The organism is Pseudomonas khavaziana, assembly GCF_036704165.1.
In the GTDB taxonomy this organism is placed as follows: Bacteria; Pseudomonadota; Gammaproteobacteria; order Pseudomonadales; family Pseudomonadaceae; genus Aquipseudomonas; species Aquipseudomonas khavaziana.
The window spans coordinates 2,816,999-2,833,746 of record NZ_CP129946.1; the positions used below are offsets into that span (position 1 = coordinate 2,816,999).

The following is a 16,748-nucleotide window of genomic DNA, read 5'->3' on the forward strand; positions in this document are numbered from 1 at the left end:
GGCAAATGAGCAATGGGCGCCAGCACAGCAGATGGATGTGACCGTTGGATGACGGTGGGCGAGGGTCGAATCAGCTCATCTCACAGGCAACAAAGATTAAACATGTGGGAGGGGGCTTGCTCCCGACGACGGTGTATCAGTCAGCTTATTTGTAGCTGACACACCGCTATCGGGGGCAAGCCCCCTCCCACATGAGAACTGCTGAGGTCATATCAGCTCATTCCAAGCCAATAATCCGTGTAAACCTGCGGTTTACGGACATGACCACTCAATGCTGTCACAGAACCGTCATCCCCCACCCCTAGCGTGCCCTCCCAGTTGCCGGGCCCTCTTGCCTGGCACCAATGGATTCTTGGGGAGGATTGCATGTACAAGCGCACCGGGCTCGTCAGCTTCACGCTTACCGCCTTGGCCCTGGCGATGGCCAGCGAGCGGCTCACGGCGGCCGAGGCGGCCGAGGCGGCCACCACCGAGCATGTCGAAGTGGTCGGCCAGGCCGCTGCCATGGACAGCGCCCTCAAGGAACAACGTTCTTCCGACAGCATCAGGAGCGTGGTACATGCCGACGGGGTAGCCCAATTACCGGATGAAAACGTCGCCGAAGCGGTGCAGCGCCTACCGGGCATCAGTGTGGAACGCGACCAGGGCGAAGGGCGTTTTGTCAGCGTGCGCGGCCTGGGCCCGGACCTCAACAGCGTCACCATCAACGGCACCCTGGTGCCCGCGCCGGAGAGCGAACGCCGCGCCGTGGCCCTCGATGTACTGCCCTCGGAGCTGGTGCAATCGCTGTCGGTGATCAAGACCCTGACCCCGGACATGGACGCCAACTCACTCGGCGGCACCGTGGATGTGAAGAGCCTGTCGGCGTTCGATCACAAGGGCCTGTTCTATACCGGTAGCACCGAAGCCAGCTACGACAAGAACACCGGCCAGACCAGCCCGAAATTCTCCGGTGCCGCCAGTAACCGCTTCAGCCTCGGCGATGGCATCGATAATTTCGGCGTGGCCGCAGCGCTGAGCTGGCAGAAGCGCGACTTCGGTTCGGATAACGTCGAGACCGGTGGCGCCTGGGATTTCACCGACGGCGCCAGGCTCAACGAGTTCGAACAGCGCGACTACGATATCAGCCGCGAACGCGCAGGTGGCGGCTTGAACTTCGACTACAAGCCCGACGACCTCAGCAGCTATTACCTGCGTACCCTCTACAGCCGCTACAAGGACACCGAAACCCGCAACGCCGCCAGCCTCGAATTTGCCGACCCGCAAGCGCCTGGTGAACTGGGCGATGCCGAGGGCAAGCGCAAGCTGAAAAACCGTGAGGAAACCCAGCAGATCCAATCCTATGTGTTTGGCGGCGAACGCATGCTGGGCCTGTGGACCCTCAGCGGCCAGGCCGGCTACAGCCAGTCCAGCGAAGACAGCCCGGCGCACATTGCGGGCGCCACCTTCGATGGCGGCGACTTCGCCAACAGCGGTTTCTACGACAAGGACAAACCTCGCCCGATCATCGGCAGCGGCTTCTACGACGCCAGCAATTTCAGCCTCGACAAGGTCGATTGGGAGAAACAGTACACAAAGGACACCGAGAAAAACCTGCGCCTGGACCTGGCCCGTGACTATGACCTGAGTGGCTATGCCTCCCAGTTCAAGTTCGGTGGCAAGGCCAGCCGCCGCAACAAGGACAACGACTTGGAGGCCTGGGTCTATAAGGACCTGGATCAGCAAGGTCTCAGTGATGAACAGCTCAACCTCACGCAGTTCCAGAAGGGCAGTGTCGACTACCGTCTCGGCCGATATGGCCCAGGTATCAGCGCGGGCAATATCCGCCAGCTGATTGGCGGCCTCAATCGGGATGATTTCTACGACCCCACCGAATCCAGGGTCAACGACTTCACCATCCGCGAAGATATCAACGCCGGCTACCTGATGAACACCGTCGATATCGACGACTGGCGGTTCATCGCTGGGATGCGCTACGAGGGCACCGAATTCGAAGCCAAGGGCACCGGCGCCACCGACGGCCAGTTCAGCGCCACCGAGACCAAGCGGCGTTATCACCACTGGTTGCCGGGCCTGCACGCACGCTACCAGATCGACAAGAACACCCAAGTGCGCGCTGCCTGGACCAAGTCGGTGGTACGCCCGACATTCGGCCAGCTGGCGCCGGGTTTTGTGATCGACGATGACGAAGCCACCTTCGGCAACCCGGACCTCAAACCCCTGGAATCGAGCAACCTGGACCTGGGCATCGAGCACTTCATGGGCCGCGCCGGCACCGTGTCGGCATTCGTGTTCTACAAGGACATTCAGAACTTCGTCTACAACACCGACGTGGCCGGCACAGGTGCCTGGACCAATTTCTCCGAGGCCCACACCTATGCCAATGGCGACAGCGCCAAACTCTACGGCCTGGAGCTGGCCTACTCACAGAAGTTCGACTGGCTGCCCGCGCCGTGGAACGGCTTGCTGGTCGGCGCCAACAGCACCTTCAGCCGCTCCAGCGCAGATATCGAAGGTTTCGACGGCGCCAGCGGGCGCAACCGCAAGCGCAGTATCAGCCTGCCCAACCAGTCGGACACGGTCGGCAACCTGATGCTGGGCTGGGAAGACGACAAGCTCAGCTTGCGCTTGTCGGCCAACTACAAATCGGCCTACCTGTATGAACTGGCCTCGATCAACGACAAGGCCCATGACCTGCACGTCGACGCGCAGACCTTCGTCGACTTCAGTGCGCGCTACTCGGTGACCAAGAACCTGCAAGTCAGCTTCGAGGCCCAGAACCTCACTGATGAGTCGTACTTCGTCTACACCGGCCACCGCAGCTACAACGGCCAGTACGAAGAGTACGGCCCGACCTACAAAGTGGGCCTGACCTTCACCCATTTCTAAAACCACACCTGAATTCCAATGTGGGAGGGGGCTTGCTCCCGATAGCGGTGTGTCAGCCTCCATTGTATTCACTGAACCACTGCCATCGGGAGCAAGCCCCCTCCCACATTGGATCTTTATCGTATTCGAAGGATTTGCCTGTTCATGAGAATTTCCAAGCTGTACCTGTTGATCGCGCTGGTCACCAGCGCCAATGCCTTCGCCACCGACCTGGCCCTGTCGCCTTGGGCGCCGAGCCTGAATGCCGAAGTCGTGGCCTTCTTGCCCAACGCCACCGAGCGCCTGGCCGCCGGTACCCGCGACGGGCTACAACTGCTCGACAGCCAGGGCGCCGAACTGGCGCGCTTCAAAGGCAATTTCACCAGCCTCGATACCCGCGTCACAGGCGCCCAGGTACTGGTCGCCAGCCTCGACAACGACCGCCAACAGGCGTTGCTGATCAGCCTGGACACCGCCAGCAAAAATTGGGGCAAGCCCCTGTACCTGCCAACCCGTGACTACTCGGTCAATGGCCTGTGCCTTTATCGCGACTCGGTGGCCAACCTGTTCGTATTCCTGGTGGGCGAAGAAGGCAAGGGCGAGCAATGGCTGGTGGGCAACGGCGCGACGCTGCTCGCCGAACCCCAGCGTGTACGCGGTTTGCCGCTGCCGCCATCGGCGCAATTCTGCCAGGTGGACGACGCCACCCAGCAGTTGGTGGTCAATGAAGAGAATGTCGGCTGGTGGGCCTACCCTGCGCACCCGGAAGCGGATGTGCAACGCACACCGGTGGCGCTGTTCGATGACTCCAAGCGCCAAGCCGGGGCCATGGCGCTGGTGCCGGGTGGCATGGTTGCGCTGGACCCGAAGAGCGCCCAGTTGCACCTGTTCCAGCACGCCGGCGAGCGCTGGGTGGAGGAAGTGAGCCTGAGCCTGCCGGGGCTCAAAGAACCGCAGCAACTGGCGATCAATGGCCGCCAGTTGCTGGTGCGCGATGACGACAGCGGCAAGCTCTACCAGGCCAGGCTCGACTGGCAGGCCAAGCCCGTTGTAGCCGCCCCGGTGTTGCCGGAGGTCGCGGCCTTGCGCCAGAGCGATCCGGTTGGCCGCCAGGGCGATGCGGCGGACGACCCGGCGATCTGGATTCACCCCCAGACACCGGCCAGCAGCCGCGTGCTCGGTACCAACAAAAAACAGGGCCTGCTCGCCTACGACCTTGACGGCAAGCTGTTGCAGGAGCTGGCGGTGGGCCGTCTGAATAACGTCGATATACGCCCCAACTTCAAGCTGGGCGCGCAAACGGTCGACCTGGCCGTGGCGAGCAACCGCGACCGCAACAGCCTGAGCCTGTTCAGCATCGACCGTCAGAGCGGCGAGCTGCGTGAAGCCGGTGAAGTGCCCACGCCGCTCAAGGATATCTATGGCATTTGCCTGTTCCAGCCCGCCAGCGGCGAGATCTACGCGATCGCCAACGGCAAGGACGGCACGTTCCTGCAATACCGTCTCAGCGCGCCGCACGGGCGTGCGCAAGGCGAGCTGGTGCGCCAGTTCAAGGTCGACAGCCAACCCGAAGGCTGCGTGGCCGACGATCAGCGCCAGCGCCTGTTTATCGGTGAGGAAGACGTCGGTGTATGGGCGGTGGATGCACGCGCCGACCAGCCGGCAACGTTGACCAGCGTGATCAAGGTCGGCCCGCAGTTGCATGCGGATGTCGAGGGACTGGCGCTGTACCAGAGCGATCAACGTGACTACCTGGTGATCTCCAGCCAGGGCAATGACAGCTACCTGGTGGTGGACGCCGAACCGCCGTTTGCCGTGCACGGTGCCCTGCGCGTTGGCTTGAATGCCGCCGCCGGCATCGATGGTGCCTCCGAAACCGACGGCCTCGAGGTCACGGCCGTCAACCTGGGCGGGCCATGGAGCCAGGGCATGCTGGTAGTGCAGGACGGGCGCAAGCGCATGCCCGAGCAAACCCAGAACTTCAAGTTCGTACCCTGGGCTGAGGTAGCCCGCGCCTTGAAGTTGCCTTGAGCCTGTCATCAGGCAGTCATCCATTTTCAATCGAATAGGAGCTTCACCATGCACGCGACAATGGAACATATGACGATCTGGGGGTTGATCAGCGACGCCAGCCTGTTGGTCAAGGCGGTCATGCTGACCTTGCTGTTGGCGTCCTTGCTCAGTTGGTACCTGATAATCCAGCGCGGCAGTGTGCTGCGCCGCCTGGAACGACAGTTGAACGGTTTCGTGCAGCGTTTTCGTGCCGCACCGGATTTGCCGGCGCTGTCCCGTGAGATCCAACAGGCGGGCGAGGGCGGCATTGCGCCGATCTTTATCGCCGGGGTCCAGGAATACCAGCACTTGCACAGTCATGACCCGGCTGTGCTCGAAGGCGTTGAGCGCGCCTTGCAGGTAGCGATCACCGAGCAGGAAATCGAGCTGGAAAAGGGCCTGCAATTTCTCGCCACCGTGGGATCGGTCAGCCCGTACATCGGCTTGTTCGGCACGGTATGGGGCATCATGAATTCCTTTATCGGCCTGTCCCAGGTGCAACAGGCCACGTTGTCCACCGTCGCGCCGGGCATCGCCGAAGCTTTGATCGCCACGGCCATCGGCCTGTTTGCGGCGATCCCCGCGGTGATCGCCTATAACCGCTTCGCGGCCCGCGGCCAGACACTGCTGACCCGCTACTACGCGTTTGGCAATGAACTGCAAGTGCGCCTGCACCGTTCCCTGCGCGGCACGTCGAGCAACCTGGCCGTGGCCGCCTGAAAGGAGCAATTCCCATGTTAGTCAGGCCGCAACGCAAGCACGGGCCCAAGGCCGAAATGAACGTAGTGCCGTATATCGACGTGATGTTGGTGCTGCTGGTGATCTTCATGGTCACCGCGCCGATGCTGACCCAGGGCGTGAAGATCGAACTGCCCAAGGTCGCCGCCGAGGCACTGGCCACCGACACCCGCCAGCAGATCCTCACGCTGTCGGTCAAGGCCGACGGTGGCTACTACTGGAACCTCGGCGGCGAACTCGATACCCAGCACCAGACCGACAGCGCCGTAAGCCTGGACGAAATGGGCGCCAAGGTCATGCAGGTAGTGGCGGCGCGCAGCGACACCCAGGTGTATATCCGCGCTGACGACAACGCCGGTTATGGCCGGGTGGTCGCGGCCATGGCGGTGTTGCAGAAGGGCGGTGTCAGCAACCTGGGACTGGTGACCGAGGCCCCGCAATGACGGCGATGATCATGCACAACCCCACGCCGGCGATGGCGCCCAGGGATGCTTCGGGGGTTTGGAGAAATAGCCTCGCCGCCGGCCTGGCGGTGGCGCTGCATGTGGGCGTGCTGGCCGCGTTGATGATGGCCTGGTCGACGCAAACGCCTGTGGTGGATGCGCCGCGGGTGATGCACACCCAGTTGGTCATGCTGCCCGCTGCGCCCGCGCCTGAACCGCTGGCGGCTACCTCCGCACCCCCTGAGCCTGAGCCTGAGCCGGTGCCAGCAAAGCCCAGGGTTGACCCGCAGGTCCAGGTGCAAAAACTCGAGAAAGCCGCCCTGGCGCGTAAACGCGTCGAGGAAAAGAAAGCCGAGCAACAGCAGGAGCGCCTCGCCACCGAACAACGCAACCGTGAGCTCGAACAACAACGCCTCGATCAGCAACGCATGGCCGTTGAAAAAGCCCGGGCTGCCATTCCTGCGCCAGCCTTCGACAGCCGCCAATATCAACCCCTGAGCAAGGCAGCGCCGGACTATCCCGAGCGCGCCCTGGACAAGCACATTGAAGGCGATTGCACCTTGGAGTACAGCGTCAACATTCAGGGCCGCGTGGAGAATCCCAAGGTACTGGACGGCTGCCACCCACTGTTTATCCGGCCTTCACTGGCGGCGGCGAATACCTTTCGCTACCAGCCGAGGATCGTTGACGGCAAGGCTGTAGCCGTACCGGCAGTACGCAACACCTTCCACTACCGCATCAAATGACTTCTCGCGGCCAACACAGGACCAATGTGGGAGGGGGAGTGTCCAGGCCAGCGTCTTGAGCGGAGCTGGCACTATAACTGGGACGCACGCTTGGTGTTGAAACTTGGATCGAAGCCCTGGGAGACGTCGATGTGCTTGGGCAGCAGGCCTTCTTTGACATAGGTGTCGGCGGTGGCTTGCAGGCCGCGGACCACGCTGTCGTCAATCGCGACGGGTGACAGGTGGGTGTCCTTGGCCACTTCGATGTGCACGGCCAATGGCAAGCCGGTGATCCTGGCCTGGGCGGCGGCATATTCATCGGGGTGGGTGTTGGCCCAGGCGTAGGCGCGGTCAACCCGTGCGACAAAGTCGTCCAGTTGCACGCGTTTGTCGGCGATTGCCTGGCTGGTGGCGGCGAAATAGAGGTGATTGCTCAACAGATTCTTGCCGCTGACCAGCACGCGGGCGTTGCTCTGTGAGGTGACCACGGTGGTGTAGGGGTCCCATGTTGCCCAGGCATCTGCAGTGCCGTTGTCCAGCACCAGCCGCGATTCGGCGGGCAGCAGGAAGATGAAGTGCACATCCTGGGTGCTCAGGCCGGCATCGTTCAGGGCCCTGATTGCCAGGTAGTGCCCGATGGAGCCGCGGCCGGTGACGATTTTCTTGCCCTTGAGATCTGCCGCAGTCTTGATCGGCGAGTCCTTGGGCACCAGCAGTGCGGTGGTGTTACGCCCTTGGGCATGGATGATGCTGATCACTTTGATCGAGGCGCCCGCGCCCAGGGCGAACACATAGGGAGCATCGCCCAGGGCGCCGACATCCACGGCGCCGGCATTCAGCGCTTCGCCCAGGGGCGAGGCCGAGGGGAATTCCGACCACTTGATTTCATAGGGAACGTTTTGGCTTTCGCCAGAAGCGTCCAGCAGTGCCTTGATCGTGGACTTCTGGTTGGCCACGCGCAGCGGTTGCAGGTCGGCGGCCTGGACGCTGGAGAACAGGCCGAGGGTCAATGCGGCGCCCAGCAGCAGGCGTTTGAATAGGGTGGCGTACAGCATGGGGCAAACTCCAGGCGTTGGATAAAAGGAAATACCTCCGCCTGGAGAAGGGGTCGGATGTCCGCAAAAACAGTGCAGCGGTGGCTCAGATCACATAGAAACCATGGGTGCCGTCGCGGGCCAGTTGCGCGACCAGGCCGAACTCCCAGTCCAGGTAAGCCTGCATGGCTTCCCGTGGGTTGTCGGTGCCTTCATAGGGTCGGCGGTAGCGGTCGATACGCGGCGAGGTCAGGTGGGTTTCGCCTTCTTCCAGGGGCAGTTGTGCGGCGATCCAGCCGGCGGTGCCATCCTGCAACAGGAACACCTGCTTGCCGGTCAGGGCCTCGACTTCGGCCACCGCCAGGCGCGCCAGCTGGCTGCTGCCGCAGGTCAATACGTAGCGCTGCGCAGGCGGCAGCTTGGCCAGGGCCTGGGGCAGTTGCCCGCGAAGGACCCACCAGGCCCCGGGAATATGGCGTTTGACATAGTTGGCGCTGGCAGTGAAGTCCAGCACCAGGGTGTCGCCATGGCCCAGCCAGTCGGCGAGGGTAGGCGCGCTGATCAGTTCGGCCTGGGGCGGCGCAGGCACCGGTGCGACCCACGCGCCACGTTCGCTGAAATGCGCCGCTTGCAGGTCATCCAGTACATGCACCTGCCAACCCAACTGGGCCAGCCAGGAGGCGGACATATTGGCGCGTACGCCGTCGTCGTCCACCAACACCAGGCGCGCCCCGCGCACGCTGGCAACGTGATCGGTTTCCTGCACCAATTGCCCGCCGGGCGTGGAGCGTGCGCCGGGCAAATGGCCGATTTCGAATTCTTCCGGGGTGCGCACATCGAACAGGTAGGTGGTGCGCGTCGCCTCCTGCTGCCAGCGGTGCAGGTCGTCGAGGGAGGCGCGGCCAACGCGGGCCTTGTCGGCAACACGACGCGCAGCCTCGGCGGCGAGCTGGCGGTGTTCCTCTGAGGTTGGCGCGAAGCGTCGGGCCTGGCCGTGGGCGAGGGGCTGCCCGGCCAGGGTCCAGCCGATAGTGCCGTTGCGCAGGGCCGAAACCGGGTTGGGGACGCCGGCATTGATCAGCGACTGGGTGCCGATAATGCTGCGGGTGCGCCCGGCGCAGTTGACGATAATGCGCGTGGCCGGGTCCGGTGCCAGCTCACGTGCGCGCAGCACCAGTTCGGCGCCTGGCACGCTGATGCCGGTGGGGATGCTCATGGTCTGGTATTCGTCGAAGCGGCGGGCGTCGAGCACCACCACGTCGGCCTGGCTGTCGAGCAGGGCCTGCACGTCTTCGGCGGCCAGGGACGGTGTGTGGCGTTGGCTCTCGACCAGTTCGCCAAAGGCCTTGCTGGGTACGTTGACGTCGATAAACAGCTCACCACCGGCCCGGCGCCAACCGTCCAGCCCGCCTTCAAGCAGGCTGACCTGGGTGTAGCCCAGCGCAACCAGGCGTTCGGCGGCGCGGCTGGCCAGCCCTTCACCGTTGTCATACAGGGTGACCTGGGTATCGCGGCGTGGAATGCGCGAGTACGCCTCCAGTTCCAGCTTGGACAGCGGGATATTCGCGGCGAACAGCGGGTGGGCCTCGGCAAACGGCGCTTCCTCGCGCACGTCGATCAGCGCGACTTCTTCACGGTCCAACAGGGCCTGGCGAATCTGCGCATAGCTGCGGGTCGATACGGTGGTCATAGGGCAGGGCTCTTTTCTTTGGACAGGTCCCAGATATTCGGGAGATAGGCGTTGGAATAACCAGAGATAAATAGTTTCTCGCTGCCGTCAGGCTGATACACCGCACGGCGCACCGCACCGATATTGGCGCCGTACACATGGATGCTGATGGACACCTGGTCGGCGTGGGCATTGCTGACCTGATGGATATCGCCAATTTTGGGCGACACCGCTTCGACCTGGCCCGGCAGCAGCTGGATCGGCTTGCCTTCAACCATCAGGCTGCCATCGGGGGCACGGGCAAAGCCCTGGGAAAACTCCGAGCCGCGCAACATGCCGATCAGGCCCCACACCCGATGGTCATGAATCGGTGTGCGTTGCCCAGGGCCCCACACGAAGCTCACAAGGCTGAAACGCTGGCGCGAATCGGCATGCAGCAAGAATTGCTGGTAGCGCTCGGGGTCGGGCTGGGCGAATTCGTCGGGGAGCCAGTCATCATGGCTGACCAGTTGCGCCAGCAGCTTGCCGCCACGGTGCAGCAGGTCGCCTTCACGCGGGTTGGCGTCGATCAATTCCGCCAGGGCGCCTATGAAGGCTCTGAGTCTCTCGGGGTGTCGGGCCTGGGTCATGACCATTCCATCGGCTGTGCTGATGGGTTTATATAAGCATAATGTTTTAAGTTAATATGCTATTTTTTAATGATTAGCTTATAGCTGAAGGTAATTTAGAACAGGGGTGAATAGCGTTAGACGTTATCGATCACCGCGTGGGCTATCCAGACTGGTTGGCGGCAACTATGCTTCACGCACATCTTAACGACTGATCTCTATGTGCGGCCCAAATGAAAATTGACGATATCGATGCCTTTGTCGAAGTGATTCGTTGCCAGTCCATCAGCCATGCCGCCGAGTCGTTGCAATTGACCCAGCCGGCCATTACCCGCCGTGTGCAGAACTTCGAGCAGGCCTTGGGCGTGGAGCTGTTCGACCGTAACACCAAGCCCCTCAAGCCGACGCTGATCGGCACCCGCGTCTATGAACAATGCCGGCTGATCCTGCGCGAGATGGACGCCCTGCGCGAACTGGTAGCCACCGATGCGCCGCCCACCGGCGTGTTGCGCCTGGGTGTACCGCAGACCATCGGCGACGTGGTGTTGCTGGACGCGCTTAAGCACCTGCGCACTGAATACACCGACCTGCGCGCCCAGGTCGCCACCGGCTGGGGCAGCCAATTGGTCGGCAAGATCGAACGCGGCGAGCTGGATGCGGCGGTGGCGTTGTTCCCGGCGGGCAAGATCTTTCCGGACAACATCGTCGGTGAGTCCATTGGCAAGATGGAGCTGGTGGTGGTCTGCGCCAAGGCGCAGTTGCCGAAAAAGCCGTGCAAGCTGGCGGATGTGTACCAGAACGGCTGGATTCTCAACCCGGATGGCTGCGGCTTCCGAGCCGGCTTGCAACGCACCTTGTCTGACCAGGGCCTGGCGCTGCGGGTCAACCTGGAAACCTTCGGCACCGAACTGCAATTGGGTTTGGTGGCCGACGGCCTCGGCCTTGGCCTGGTACCGCGTCCGTTACTGGAGCGCAGTGCCCATCGCGAGCATCTGGCGGTGATGCCGCTCAAGGACTTCAAGCCGGTGATGGACCTGTGGCTGATCTACCCGCATTTCCTTGGCAACCTGCAGGGGCCGGTGGATGCGTTTGGCCAGTGGGTGGCAGACTCCCTGCACAAGATCCGCAACGTCGCGTGATATGAAAAAAACTAATAATTAGCTTAGATTAAAATGTGCTTTTTATTATTTTTTTGCTTCCCCTAGGCTGGCCTTGAGTCCTTAAGGCCATCCAGGAAGTTTTGCCATGCGCAGCGTCACCTCGCTTTCCAGTGTTTCCAATACCGTCCGCCAGCGCGTCACGCCAGAGGAATGGGAGGTGCGCGTCAAACTGGCCGCCGCCTATCGCCTGGCGGCCTTGTACAAGTGGACCGACCATATCTACACGCACTTCTCGGCCCGTGTACCGGGGCCCGACGAGCATTTCCTGATCAACGCCTTCGGGTTGCTATTCGATGAAATCAGCGCCTCCAACCTGGTCAAGGTCGACCTCGATGGCACCCTCGTCGACGACCCCACTGGCCTGGGGATCAACTACGCCGGCTACGTGATCCACAGCGCCATCCACGGCGCGCGCCATGACCTGCAAGCAGTGCTGCACACCCATACCCGCGACGGTATTGCGGTGTCGGCGCAGAAGGGCGGCTTGCTGCCGATCTCCCAGCACTCCATTGCGTTCTCCGGGCGCGTGGCTTACCACGGTTACGAGGGCGTGGCCCTGGACCTGGATGAGCGTGAGCGGCTGGTGGCGGACCTGGGCGACAAAAGCGTGATGATTCTGCGCAACCATGGCTTGTTGACGGCGGGCGTCAGCGTCGAGCACGCCTTCCAGCAACTGCAAAGCCTGGAGCGCGCGTGCAATATCCAGATCGCCGCGCAGGCGGCGGGGAATGCCGAATTGATCTTCCCGCCGGCAGAGGTGGTGGCCAAGGTCGAGGAACAGGCCAAGGTGTTCAGCAATGGGCAAGGGCCTGGCGTGGCGCGGCATTGGAATGCGCTGGTGCGGCAGTTGGAGCGCACTGATACCGACTACAAAAACTGAGTTGGAACAGTTTATTGAACACAGTGAAAATCCAAATGTGGGAGGCGGCTTGCTCCCGATGGCGGTGGGTCAGTCATAGATGAATTGACTGACCCACCGCCATCGGGAGCAAGCCCCCTCCCACATTGTGCTTAAGCCACTTGCTGCGCCTGTTCCCGCTCGGCGACCAGCTGGCGGGTGAGGGGAATCAACTGCTTGCCATAGTCAATCGCATCATTGAGCGGGTCAAACCCACGAATCAGGAAGGTGGTAATCCCCAAGTCGTAGTAATCCAGCAGCGCCTCTGCGACTTGCTCGGCAGTGCCCACCAACGACGTGGAGTTGCCTTGCGCCCCGAGCAACCCGGCAATCCCGGTCCACAAACGCTTATCCAACCGCGACCCCTGCGCCGCCGCCGCCAGCAACCGCCGCGAGCCTTCATTCGGCGGCTCGCGGCGCACAAAGCCATTCTTTTCGGCCAGCGCCGTGGCCTGCTGCAGAATCTGCTCGGCGCGCTGCCACGCCAGTTCCTCGGTGTCGGCGAGGATCGGCCGCAGAGACAAACTGAAGCGAATCGTACGGCCATGCTTGGCCGCTTCGGCGCGCACCTGGGTCACCACTTCGCGCACCTGCTCATAGGTTTCGCCCCACAGCGCATACACATCCGCATGCTTGCCGGCCACGGCAATCGCCGCCGCTGAAGAGCCGCCGAAATACAGCGGGATATGCGGTTGTTGTGGCGACTTCACCGTGGAGTGCGCGCCTTGCACTTGGTAGTAAGTGCCGGTGAAGTCGAAGGGCTGCTCGCTGGTCCACTCCTGGCGCACCACGCTCAGGTACTCGTCGGTGCGCGCATAGCGTTCGTCCTTGCCGATATGGCTGCCATCGGCACGCAGCTCGTTGTCATCGCCGCCGGTGATGATGTGCACGGCAGTACGCCCACCGTTGAACACATCCAGCGTGGCGAACTGGCGTGCAGCCAATGTGGGTTGGGCAAAACCCGGGCGGTGTGCGATCAGCAATTGCAGCCTGGTGGTGACGCTGGCCGCATGGGCGGCGATCAGCGTGCTGTCCGGGCTGTTGGAGTGGAAGGCTATCAGGGCGCGGTCGAAGGCCGCCGCTTCATGGGCGCGGGCCACGCTTTCGACATAGTCCGGTTGCAGGGTCGGGCCGCTGCGCGGGTGGATTTCCGAGGCGTGGTGGCCGCCGATATAGCCGATGAATTCGATGCTCATGGTCAGGTCCTTGTCGAGGTCGGTAAACAAGCCTCCACCGGGCAGGGGGTCGGTCCGTAGACGTGAAAGTAGGGCCAGCGGCCGAGCCTGTAAAATGCCGTTTGGTTCTAACCTAATTATTAAAATATAAAATGTTGAGATTTATTCAATATCAGAAAAATGCATTTAATTCGCAGCCTCGCGCATCGCGATGCCGGGTTGCGCGCCCTGACTCGTCGCACCCATGCGATCCGCCAGATAGCGCGCCGGCGGCTGGCCCATCGCCTTGCGGAACATGGTGATAAAGCCGCTGGCATTTTCGTAACCCAGGTCCAGGGCCACGCTCTGCACACTGTCGCCGTTGGCCAGGCGTTGCAGCGAGAGGATCACGTGCAGTTGGCGGCGCCAGCGGCCAAAACTCAAACCGATCTGCTCCAGCAACAGGCGCGTCATGCTGCGCTCGCTCATGCCTATGCGCATGGCCCACTCGCCCAAGGTGGATTTGTCGCCGGGGTTGGTCAGCAAGCTATTGGCCAATCGCGTCAAGCGTGGGTCTTGGGGCATCGGCAAATGCAGGGCCTCGATGGGGGCCTCGGCCAGCTCATCCAGCAAGGTCGCCACCAGCCGGCCCTGGGCACCGTCTTCGTCGTAGAGCGGCGGGAAACTGACCGCCTTGCCGATCAACGCGTGCAGCAGCGGCGACACCGCCAGGGTGCAACATTGTTGGGGCAAGGCGCTGGCAGCGCCGGGGTCGATCAGCAGGCAGTACACATCGGCTTCCCCGGCCCCTCGCGCTGCGTGGGTCACACCGCCGGGTATCCACAGTGCGCACTGTGGCGGCACGATCCAGATACCGGCCTCGATCACGCAATGCACCACGCCGCGCAAGGTGTAGATCAGTTGCCCGTGCTGATGGTGGTGGGGGGTATGTTCCCAGCGCTCGGAAGTACTGGATGCGCCCACGGCAACTATCGGGCGCGGGATGGCAGCGGCATCGCGTACCCGGCAGGGGTCGTAGTGATCGAGGCGGTGATGGACCATGGTGCTGGCTACCTTGGCTGGTTTGCGAAACATTCTGGCTATTGTGTGTAATGCCGTCCAGCACCTTGGTGCTTATGATGAGAACCAATCTCATCCAAGGAGCTTTGCCATGCGACTCGACAGTTCTACTTTCCCCGTGGTGAAAATCGTGTTCGACGCGTCCAATCAAGGCGGGCCCGAAGATGCCTTCCTGATCTTCGAACGCCTGCTGGCCCGCAAGCAGCCTTTCGTGTTGTTGCATGAAAAAGCCGTGGATGAAAACAATCACGCGCACTCCCATGAAGAACGCAAACAGGCCTCGATCTGGATGAAGAAGCACAAGGCGGCGTTACGCGCTTACGTCAGAGGCATGATCCAGGTCGAACCCAGCGCCGCCAAGCGCCTGGCCCTCAAGCCCTTTGCCGTGACATTCGGCAAGGCCTGGGGCTATCCGTTGCTGGTGGTGGAGTCCAAGGACCGCGCCTGGGCATTGGCCCGCGATGTGCTCGATGAGCAGGTCTCGGATGTGGCGCATTTCTAAGCCTGGCCAACCCTCGACAGCGCCCACAATTGAACTACCTTGATTGACGAGCCTTCCCACTCGGTACTCAAGCATGCGCACGTTATGGACGCGGTATCTGGCGTTGCTGGACAACGACCTGAGCACACAGATCTTCGACAACGTAAAGAACCTGCTGGTGTGCGCACTGTTGTTCGCGGCGGGGACCAATACGCTGGTGGGGCAGCGTGAGTTGTTTATCGGGGTGTTCGCCTCCAACGTCGCCGGTTGGGGGCTGATTATCCTGTCGACGCTGTTGATGTTGCTGAACGTCAGTGATGGCATTCGAAGGCTGGCCAAGTTGCGCTATCACTTGGCGCTGCAACTGTTGTTGATTCTGGTGTACGTGGTGGTTGCCGAGCGGGTGGTAGAGATTGTGTGGGGCTTCCGCGCCCATTAACGTATCCTGCGCGCCTGGTTTTTTACTGATTCAAACAAAGATGACAGGACAAGATATGCAGGCGCTGCTCGAGTCGATTCTCGACGAAGTGCGCCCCCTGATCGGCCTCGGCAAAGTGGCCGACTACATTCCCGCACTGGCCGATGTGCCGGCCCAGCAGCTCGGCATCGCGGTATACGGTAATGACGGCGCAGCTTATTGCGCCGGTGACGCCGATACCCTGTTCTCGATGCAGAGCATCTCCAAGGTGTTCAGCCTGGTGCAGGCCATTGATCACGGCGGCGAGAGCATCTGGGAACGCCTGGGCCACGAACCGTCGGGCCAGCCATTCAACTCCATGGTGCAACTGGAATTCGAACGCGGCCGCCCGCGCAACCCGTTTATCAATGCCGGCGCCCTGGTGATCTGCGACATCAACCAATCGCGCTTCGCCGTGCCGATCCTGTCGATGCGTGACTTTGTGCGGCGCCTGTCGGGCAACCCGCAGATCCTGGTCAATAGCCTGGTTGCCGAGTCCGAAGCCCAACATGGCGCACGTAATGCGGCCATGGCCTACCTGATGAAATCCTTCGGCAACTTTCACAACGATGTGGACGCGGTGCTGCACAGCTACTTCAACTACTGCGCCTTGCAGATGAGCTGCCTGGACCTGGCCCGGGCGTTCAGCTTCCTGGCCAATGAAGGCGTGAGCGCCCACAGTGGCGAACAGATTTTGACAGCGCGCCAGACCAAGCAGGTCAACTCGATCATGGCCACCAGCGGGCTGTATGACGAGGCGGGCAATTTTGCCTACCGCGTCGGGTTGCCGGGCAAGAGTGGGGTAGGTGGCGGGATCGTCGCGGTGGTGCCGGGGCAGTTCACGGTGTGCGTGTGGTCGCCGGAATTGAACGCGGCGGGGAACTCGCTGGCGGGGATGAAGGCGTTGGAATTGTTGAGTGAGCGGATTGGGTGGTCGGTGTTTTAACTGACATCGATCCCACGCAGCGCGTGGGATCAATCATCAAGTGTCGATTCAAGGTTCAAGTTGCACTTCGTCTGCCGTGGGGCGGGGTCTAGGTGTGTCGGACTCCTTAATAAACTCGGTTGGCTCTTTGACGGTACTTGTTGCGGGCGTAAAGTGAGCCACCCATTTCTTAAAGGAAGGCGTTTTGTCAACGAAGTCCGCCTCCCAGCGCCAAGAGCCAGTCTCGGTTTGGAATTCGAGTACGGTCTCTTGGCGTTCATCGCGGTTGAAATGATACGTCCCTTTTAAGGTCTCCCATTTGTTAGTACGCGTGTCATGAAAGTCACCATTGAAGCTACCAGATGGTTCGTTGAAGTCTTTAACTACCAGACGGTATACGTTTCCGGCACCGCCATCATAATTGCCTTGAAGTGGGTAGGTCATGATAGGTCTCCT

The 16,748-nt window shown here is 61.8% G+C and carries 16 protein-coding genes; 10 read left to right on the top strand and 6 right to left on the bottom strand.

The annotated features are described in order from the left end of the window. Nucleotides 1-366: 366 nt before the first annotated feature. The 5 genes from QYQ93_RS12465 to QYQ93_RS12485 all read left to right on the top strand — a co-directional run bounded on the left by QYQ93_RS12465 (nucleotide 367) and on the right by QYQ93_RS12485 (nucleotide 6,847). Nucleotides 367-2,889: a TonB-dependent receptor gene (locus QYQ93_RS12465; protein ID WP_338477078.1), complete on the top strand. Its 2,523-nt coding sequence runs from the start codon at nucleotides 367-369 to the stop codon at nucleotides 2,887-2,889. Nucleotides 2,890-3,033: 144 nt separating this feature from the next. After that, nucleotides 3,034-4,899 (top strand): phytase, encoded by a 1,866-nt coding sequence (locus QYQ93_RS12470; protein WP_338477079.1) that lies wholly within the window; start codon nucleotides 3,034-3,036, stop codon nucleotides 4,897-4,899. A gap of 48 nt (nucleotides 4,900-4,947) precedes the next feature. After that, a complete protein-coding gene (tolQ, locus tag QYQ93_RS12475) occupies nucleotides 4,948-5,640 on the top strand; it encodes a protein TolQ (protein ID WP_043051366.1) in 693 nt (230 codons plus the stop codon). Nucleotides 5,641-5,654: 14 nt separating this feature from the next. After that, entirely contained in the window at nucleotides 5,655-6,101 is a 447-nt protein-coding gene (gene tolR / locus QYQ93_RS12480) for a protein TolR (RefSeq protein ID WP_032889397.1), read from the top strand. Further along, nucleotides 6,098-6,847 carry an energy transducer TonB gene (locus QYQ93_RS12485; RefSeq protein ID WP_338477080.1) on the top strand — a complete coding sequence of 250 codons (750 nt, stop codon included), beginning with the start codon at nucleotides 6,098-6,100 and terminating at the stop codon, nucleotides 6,845-6,847. Before tolR ends, QYQ93_RS12485 begins: the two co-directional genes overlap by 4 nt. Before the next feature lie 71 nt (nucleotides 6,848-6,918). On the opposite strand, the gene QYQ93_RS12490 is transcribed toward QYQ93_RS12485, so the two are convergent. The 3 genes from QYQ93_RS12490 to QYQ93_RS12500 form a co-directional block, all read right to left on the bottom strand. Further along, the gene (locus tag QYQ93_RS12490; protein ID WP_338477081.1) at nucleotides 6,919-7,881 is read right to left on the bottom strand and encodes an ABC transporter substrate-binding protein; all 963 of its coding nucleotides are present in this window, start codon (nucleotides 7,879-7,881) and stop codon (nucleotides 6,919-6,921) included. 85 nt (nucleotides 7,882-7,966) lie between these two features. Next, nucleotides 7,967-9,550, bottom strand: coding sequence for a rhodanese homology domain-containing protein (locus tag QYQ93_RS12495; protein WP_338477082.1), 1,584 nt, complete (start codon nucleotides 9,548-9,550; stop codon nucleotides 7,967-7,969). Beyond that, a complete protein-coding gene (locus QYQ93_RS12500) occupies nucleotides 9,547-10,158 on the bottom strand; it encodes a cysteine dioxygenase (protein ID WP_338477083.1) in 612 nt (203 codons plus the stop codon). Before QYQ93_RS12500 ends, QYQ93_RS12495 begins: the two co-directional genes overlap by 4 nt. 212 nt (nucleotides 10,159-10,370) lie before the next feature. On the opposite strand from QYQ93_RS12500, the gene QYQ93_RS12505 reads away from it, so the two are divergent. Beyond that, on the top strand, nucleotides 10,371-11,276 hold the full coding sequence (locus tag QYQ93_RS12505) for a LysR family transcriptional regulator (protein WP_338477084.1): 906 nt from the start codon (nucleotides 10,371-10,373) through the stop codon (nucleotides 11,274-11,276). Between the two features lie 106 nt (nucleotides 11,277-11,382). Further along, on the top strand, nucleotides 11,383-12,177 hold the full coding sequence (locus tag QYQ93_RS12510; protein ID WP_043051372.1) for a class II aldolase/adducin family protein: 795 nt from the start codon (nucleotides 11,383-11,385) through the stop codon (nucleotides 12,175-12,177). Between the two features lie 131 nt (nucleotides 12,178-12,308). On the opposite strand, the gene QYQ93_RS12515 is transcribed toward QYQ93_RS12510, so the two are convergent. Together QYQ93_RS12515 and QYQ93_RS12520 are read right to left on the bottom strand one after the other, a co-directional pair. Next, nucleotides 12,309-13,391, bottom strand: coding sequence for an LLM class flavin-dependent oxidoreductase (locus tag QYQ93_RS12515; RefSeq protein ID WP_338477085.1), 1,083 nt, complete (start codon nucleotides 13,389-13,391; stop codon nucleotides 12,309-12,311). A gap of 165 nt (nucleotides 13,392-13,556) precedes the next feature. Further along, the gene (locus tag QYQ93_RS12520) at nucleotides 13,557-14,411 is read right to left on the bottom strand and encodes an AraC family transcriptional regulator (RefSeq protein ID WP_043051702.1); all 855 of its coding nucleotides are present in this window, start codon (nucleotides 14,409-14,411) and stop codon (nucleotides 13,557-13,559) included. 109 nt (nucleotides 14,412-14,520) lie between these two features. Between QYQ93_RS12520 and QYQ93_RS12525 the strand changes: the two genes are divergently transcribed. The 3 genes from QYQ93_RS12525 to glsB all read left to right on the top strand — a co-directional run bounded on the left by QYQ93_RS12525 (nucleotide 14,521) and on the right by glsB (nucleotide 16,313). Next, entirely contained in the window at nucleotides 14,521-14,931 is a 411-nt protein-coding gene (locus QYQ93_RS12525) for a hypothetical protein (protein ID WP_043051701.1), read from the top strand. Nucleotides 14,932-15,004: 73 nt separating this feature from the next. After that, on the top strand, nucleotides 15,005-15,349 hold the full coding sequence (locus QYQ93_RS12530) for a hypothetical protein (protein ID WP_338477086.1): 345 nt from the start codon (nucleotides 15,005-15,007) through the stop codon (nucleotides 15,347-15,349). A gap of 55 nt (nucleotides 15,350-15,404) precedes the next feature. Then, nucleotides 15,405-16,313 (top strand): glutaminase B, encoded by a 909-nt coding sequence (glsB, locus tag QYQ93_RS12535; RefSeq protein WP_338477087.1) that lies wholly within the window; start codon nucleotides 15,405-15,407, stop codon nucleotides 16,311-16,313. Nucleotides 16,314-16,361: 48 nt separating this feature from the next. Here glsB and QYQ93_RS12540 read toward each other — a convergent pair whose 3' ends face one another. Beyond that, the gene (locus tag QYQ93_RS12540; protein ID WP_043051698.1) at nucleotides 16,362-16,736 is read right to left on the bottom strand and encodes a hypothetical protein; all 375 of its coding nucleotides are present in this window, start codon (nucleotides 16,734-16,736) and stop codon (nucleotides 16,362-16,364) included. Nucleotides 16,737-16,748: the final 12 nt, after the last annotated feature.

Excerpts from the sequence above, each read along its gene's own strand:
- glsB (WP_338477087.1), top strand. The coding sequence starts at position 15,405 with ATGCAGGCGCTGCTCGAGTCGATTCTCGACGAAGTGCGCCCCCTGATC.
- QYQ93_RS12485 (WP_338477080.1), top strand. The coding sequence starts at position 6,098 with ATGACGGCGATGATCATGCACAACCCCACGCCGGCGATGGCGCCCAGG.
- QYQ93_RS12465 (WP_338477078.1), top strand. The coding sequence starts at position 367 with ATGTACAAGCGCACCGGGCTCGTCAGCTTCACGCTTACCGCCTTGGCC.
- QYQ93_RS12530 (WP_338477086.1), top strand. The coding sequence starts at position 15,005 with ATGCGCACGTTATGGACGCGGTATCTGGCGTTGCTGGACAACGACCTG.
- QYQ93_RS12495 (WP_338477082.1), bottom strand. The coding sequence starts at position 9,550 with ATGACCACCGTATCGACCCGCAGCTATGCGCAGATTCGCCAGGCCCTG.
- QYQ93_RS12490 (WP_338477081.1), bottom strand. The coding sequence starts at position 7,881 with ATGCTGTACGCCACCCTATTCAAACGCCTGCTGCTGGGCGCCGCATTG.
- QYQ93_RS12515 (WP_338477085.1), bottom strand. The coding sequence starts at position 13,391 with ATGAGCATCGAATTCATCGGCTATATCGGCGGCCACCACGCCTCGGAA.
- QYQ93_RS12540 (WP_043051698.1), bottom strand. The coding sequence starts at position 16,736 with ATGACCTACCCACTTCAAGGCAATTATGATGGCGGTGCCGGAAACGTA.
- QYQ93_RS12505 (WP_338477084.1), top strand. The coding sequence starts at position 10,371 with ATGAAAATTGACGATATCGATGCCTTTGTCGAAGTGATTCGTTGCCAG.
- tolR (WP_032889397.1), top strand. The coding sequence starts at position 5,655 with ATGTTAGTCAGGCCGCAACGCAAGCACGGGCCCAAGGCCGAAATGAAC.
- QYQ93_RS12520 (WP_043051702.1), bottom strand. The coding sequence starts at position 14,411 with ATGGTCCATCACCGCCTCGATCACTACGACCCCTGCCGGGTACGCGAT.
- QYQ93_RS12510 (WP_043051372.1), top strand. The coding sequence starts at position 11,383 with ATGCGCAGCGTCACCTCGCTTTCCAGTGTTTCCAATACCGTCCGCCAG.
- QYQ93_RS12470 (WP_338477079.1), top strand. The coding sequence starts at position 3,034 with ATGAGAATTTCCAAGCTGTACCTGTTGATCGCGCTGGTCACCAGCGCC.
- QYQ93_RS12525 (WP_043051701.1), top strand. The coding sequence starts at position 14,521 with ATGCGACTCGACAGTTCTACTTTCCCCGTGGTGAAAATCGTGTTCGAC.
- tolQ (WP_043051366.1), top strand. The coding sequence starts at position 4,948 with ATGCACGCGACAATGGAACATATGACGATCTGGGGGTTGATCAGCGAC.
- QYQ93_RS12500 (WP_338477083.1), bottom strand. The coding sequence starts at position 10,158 with ATGACCCAGGCCCGACACCCCGAGAGACTCAGAGCCTTCATAGGCGCC.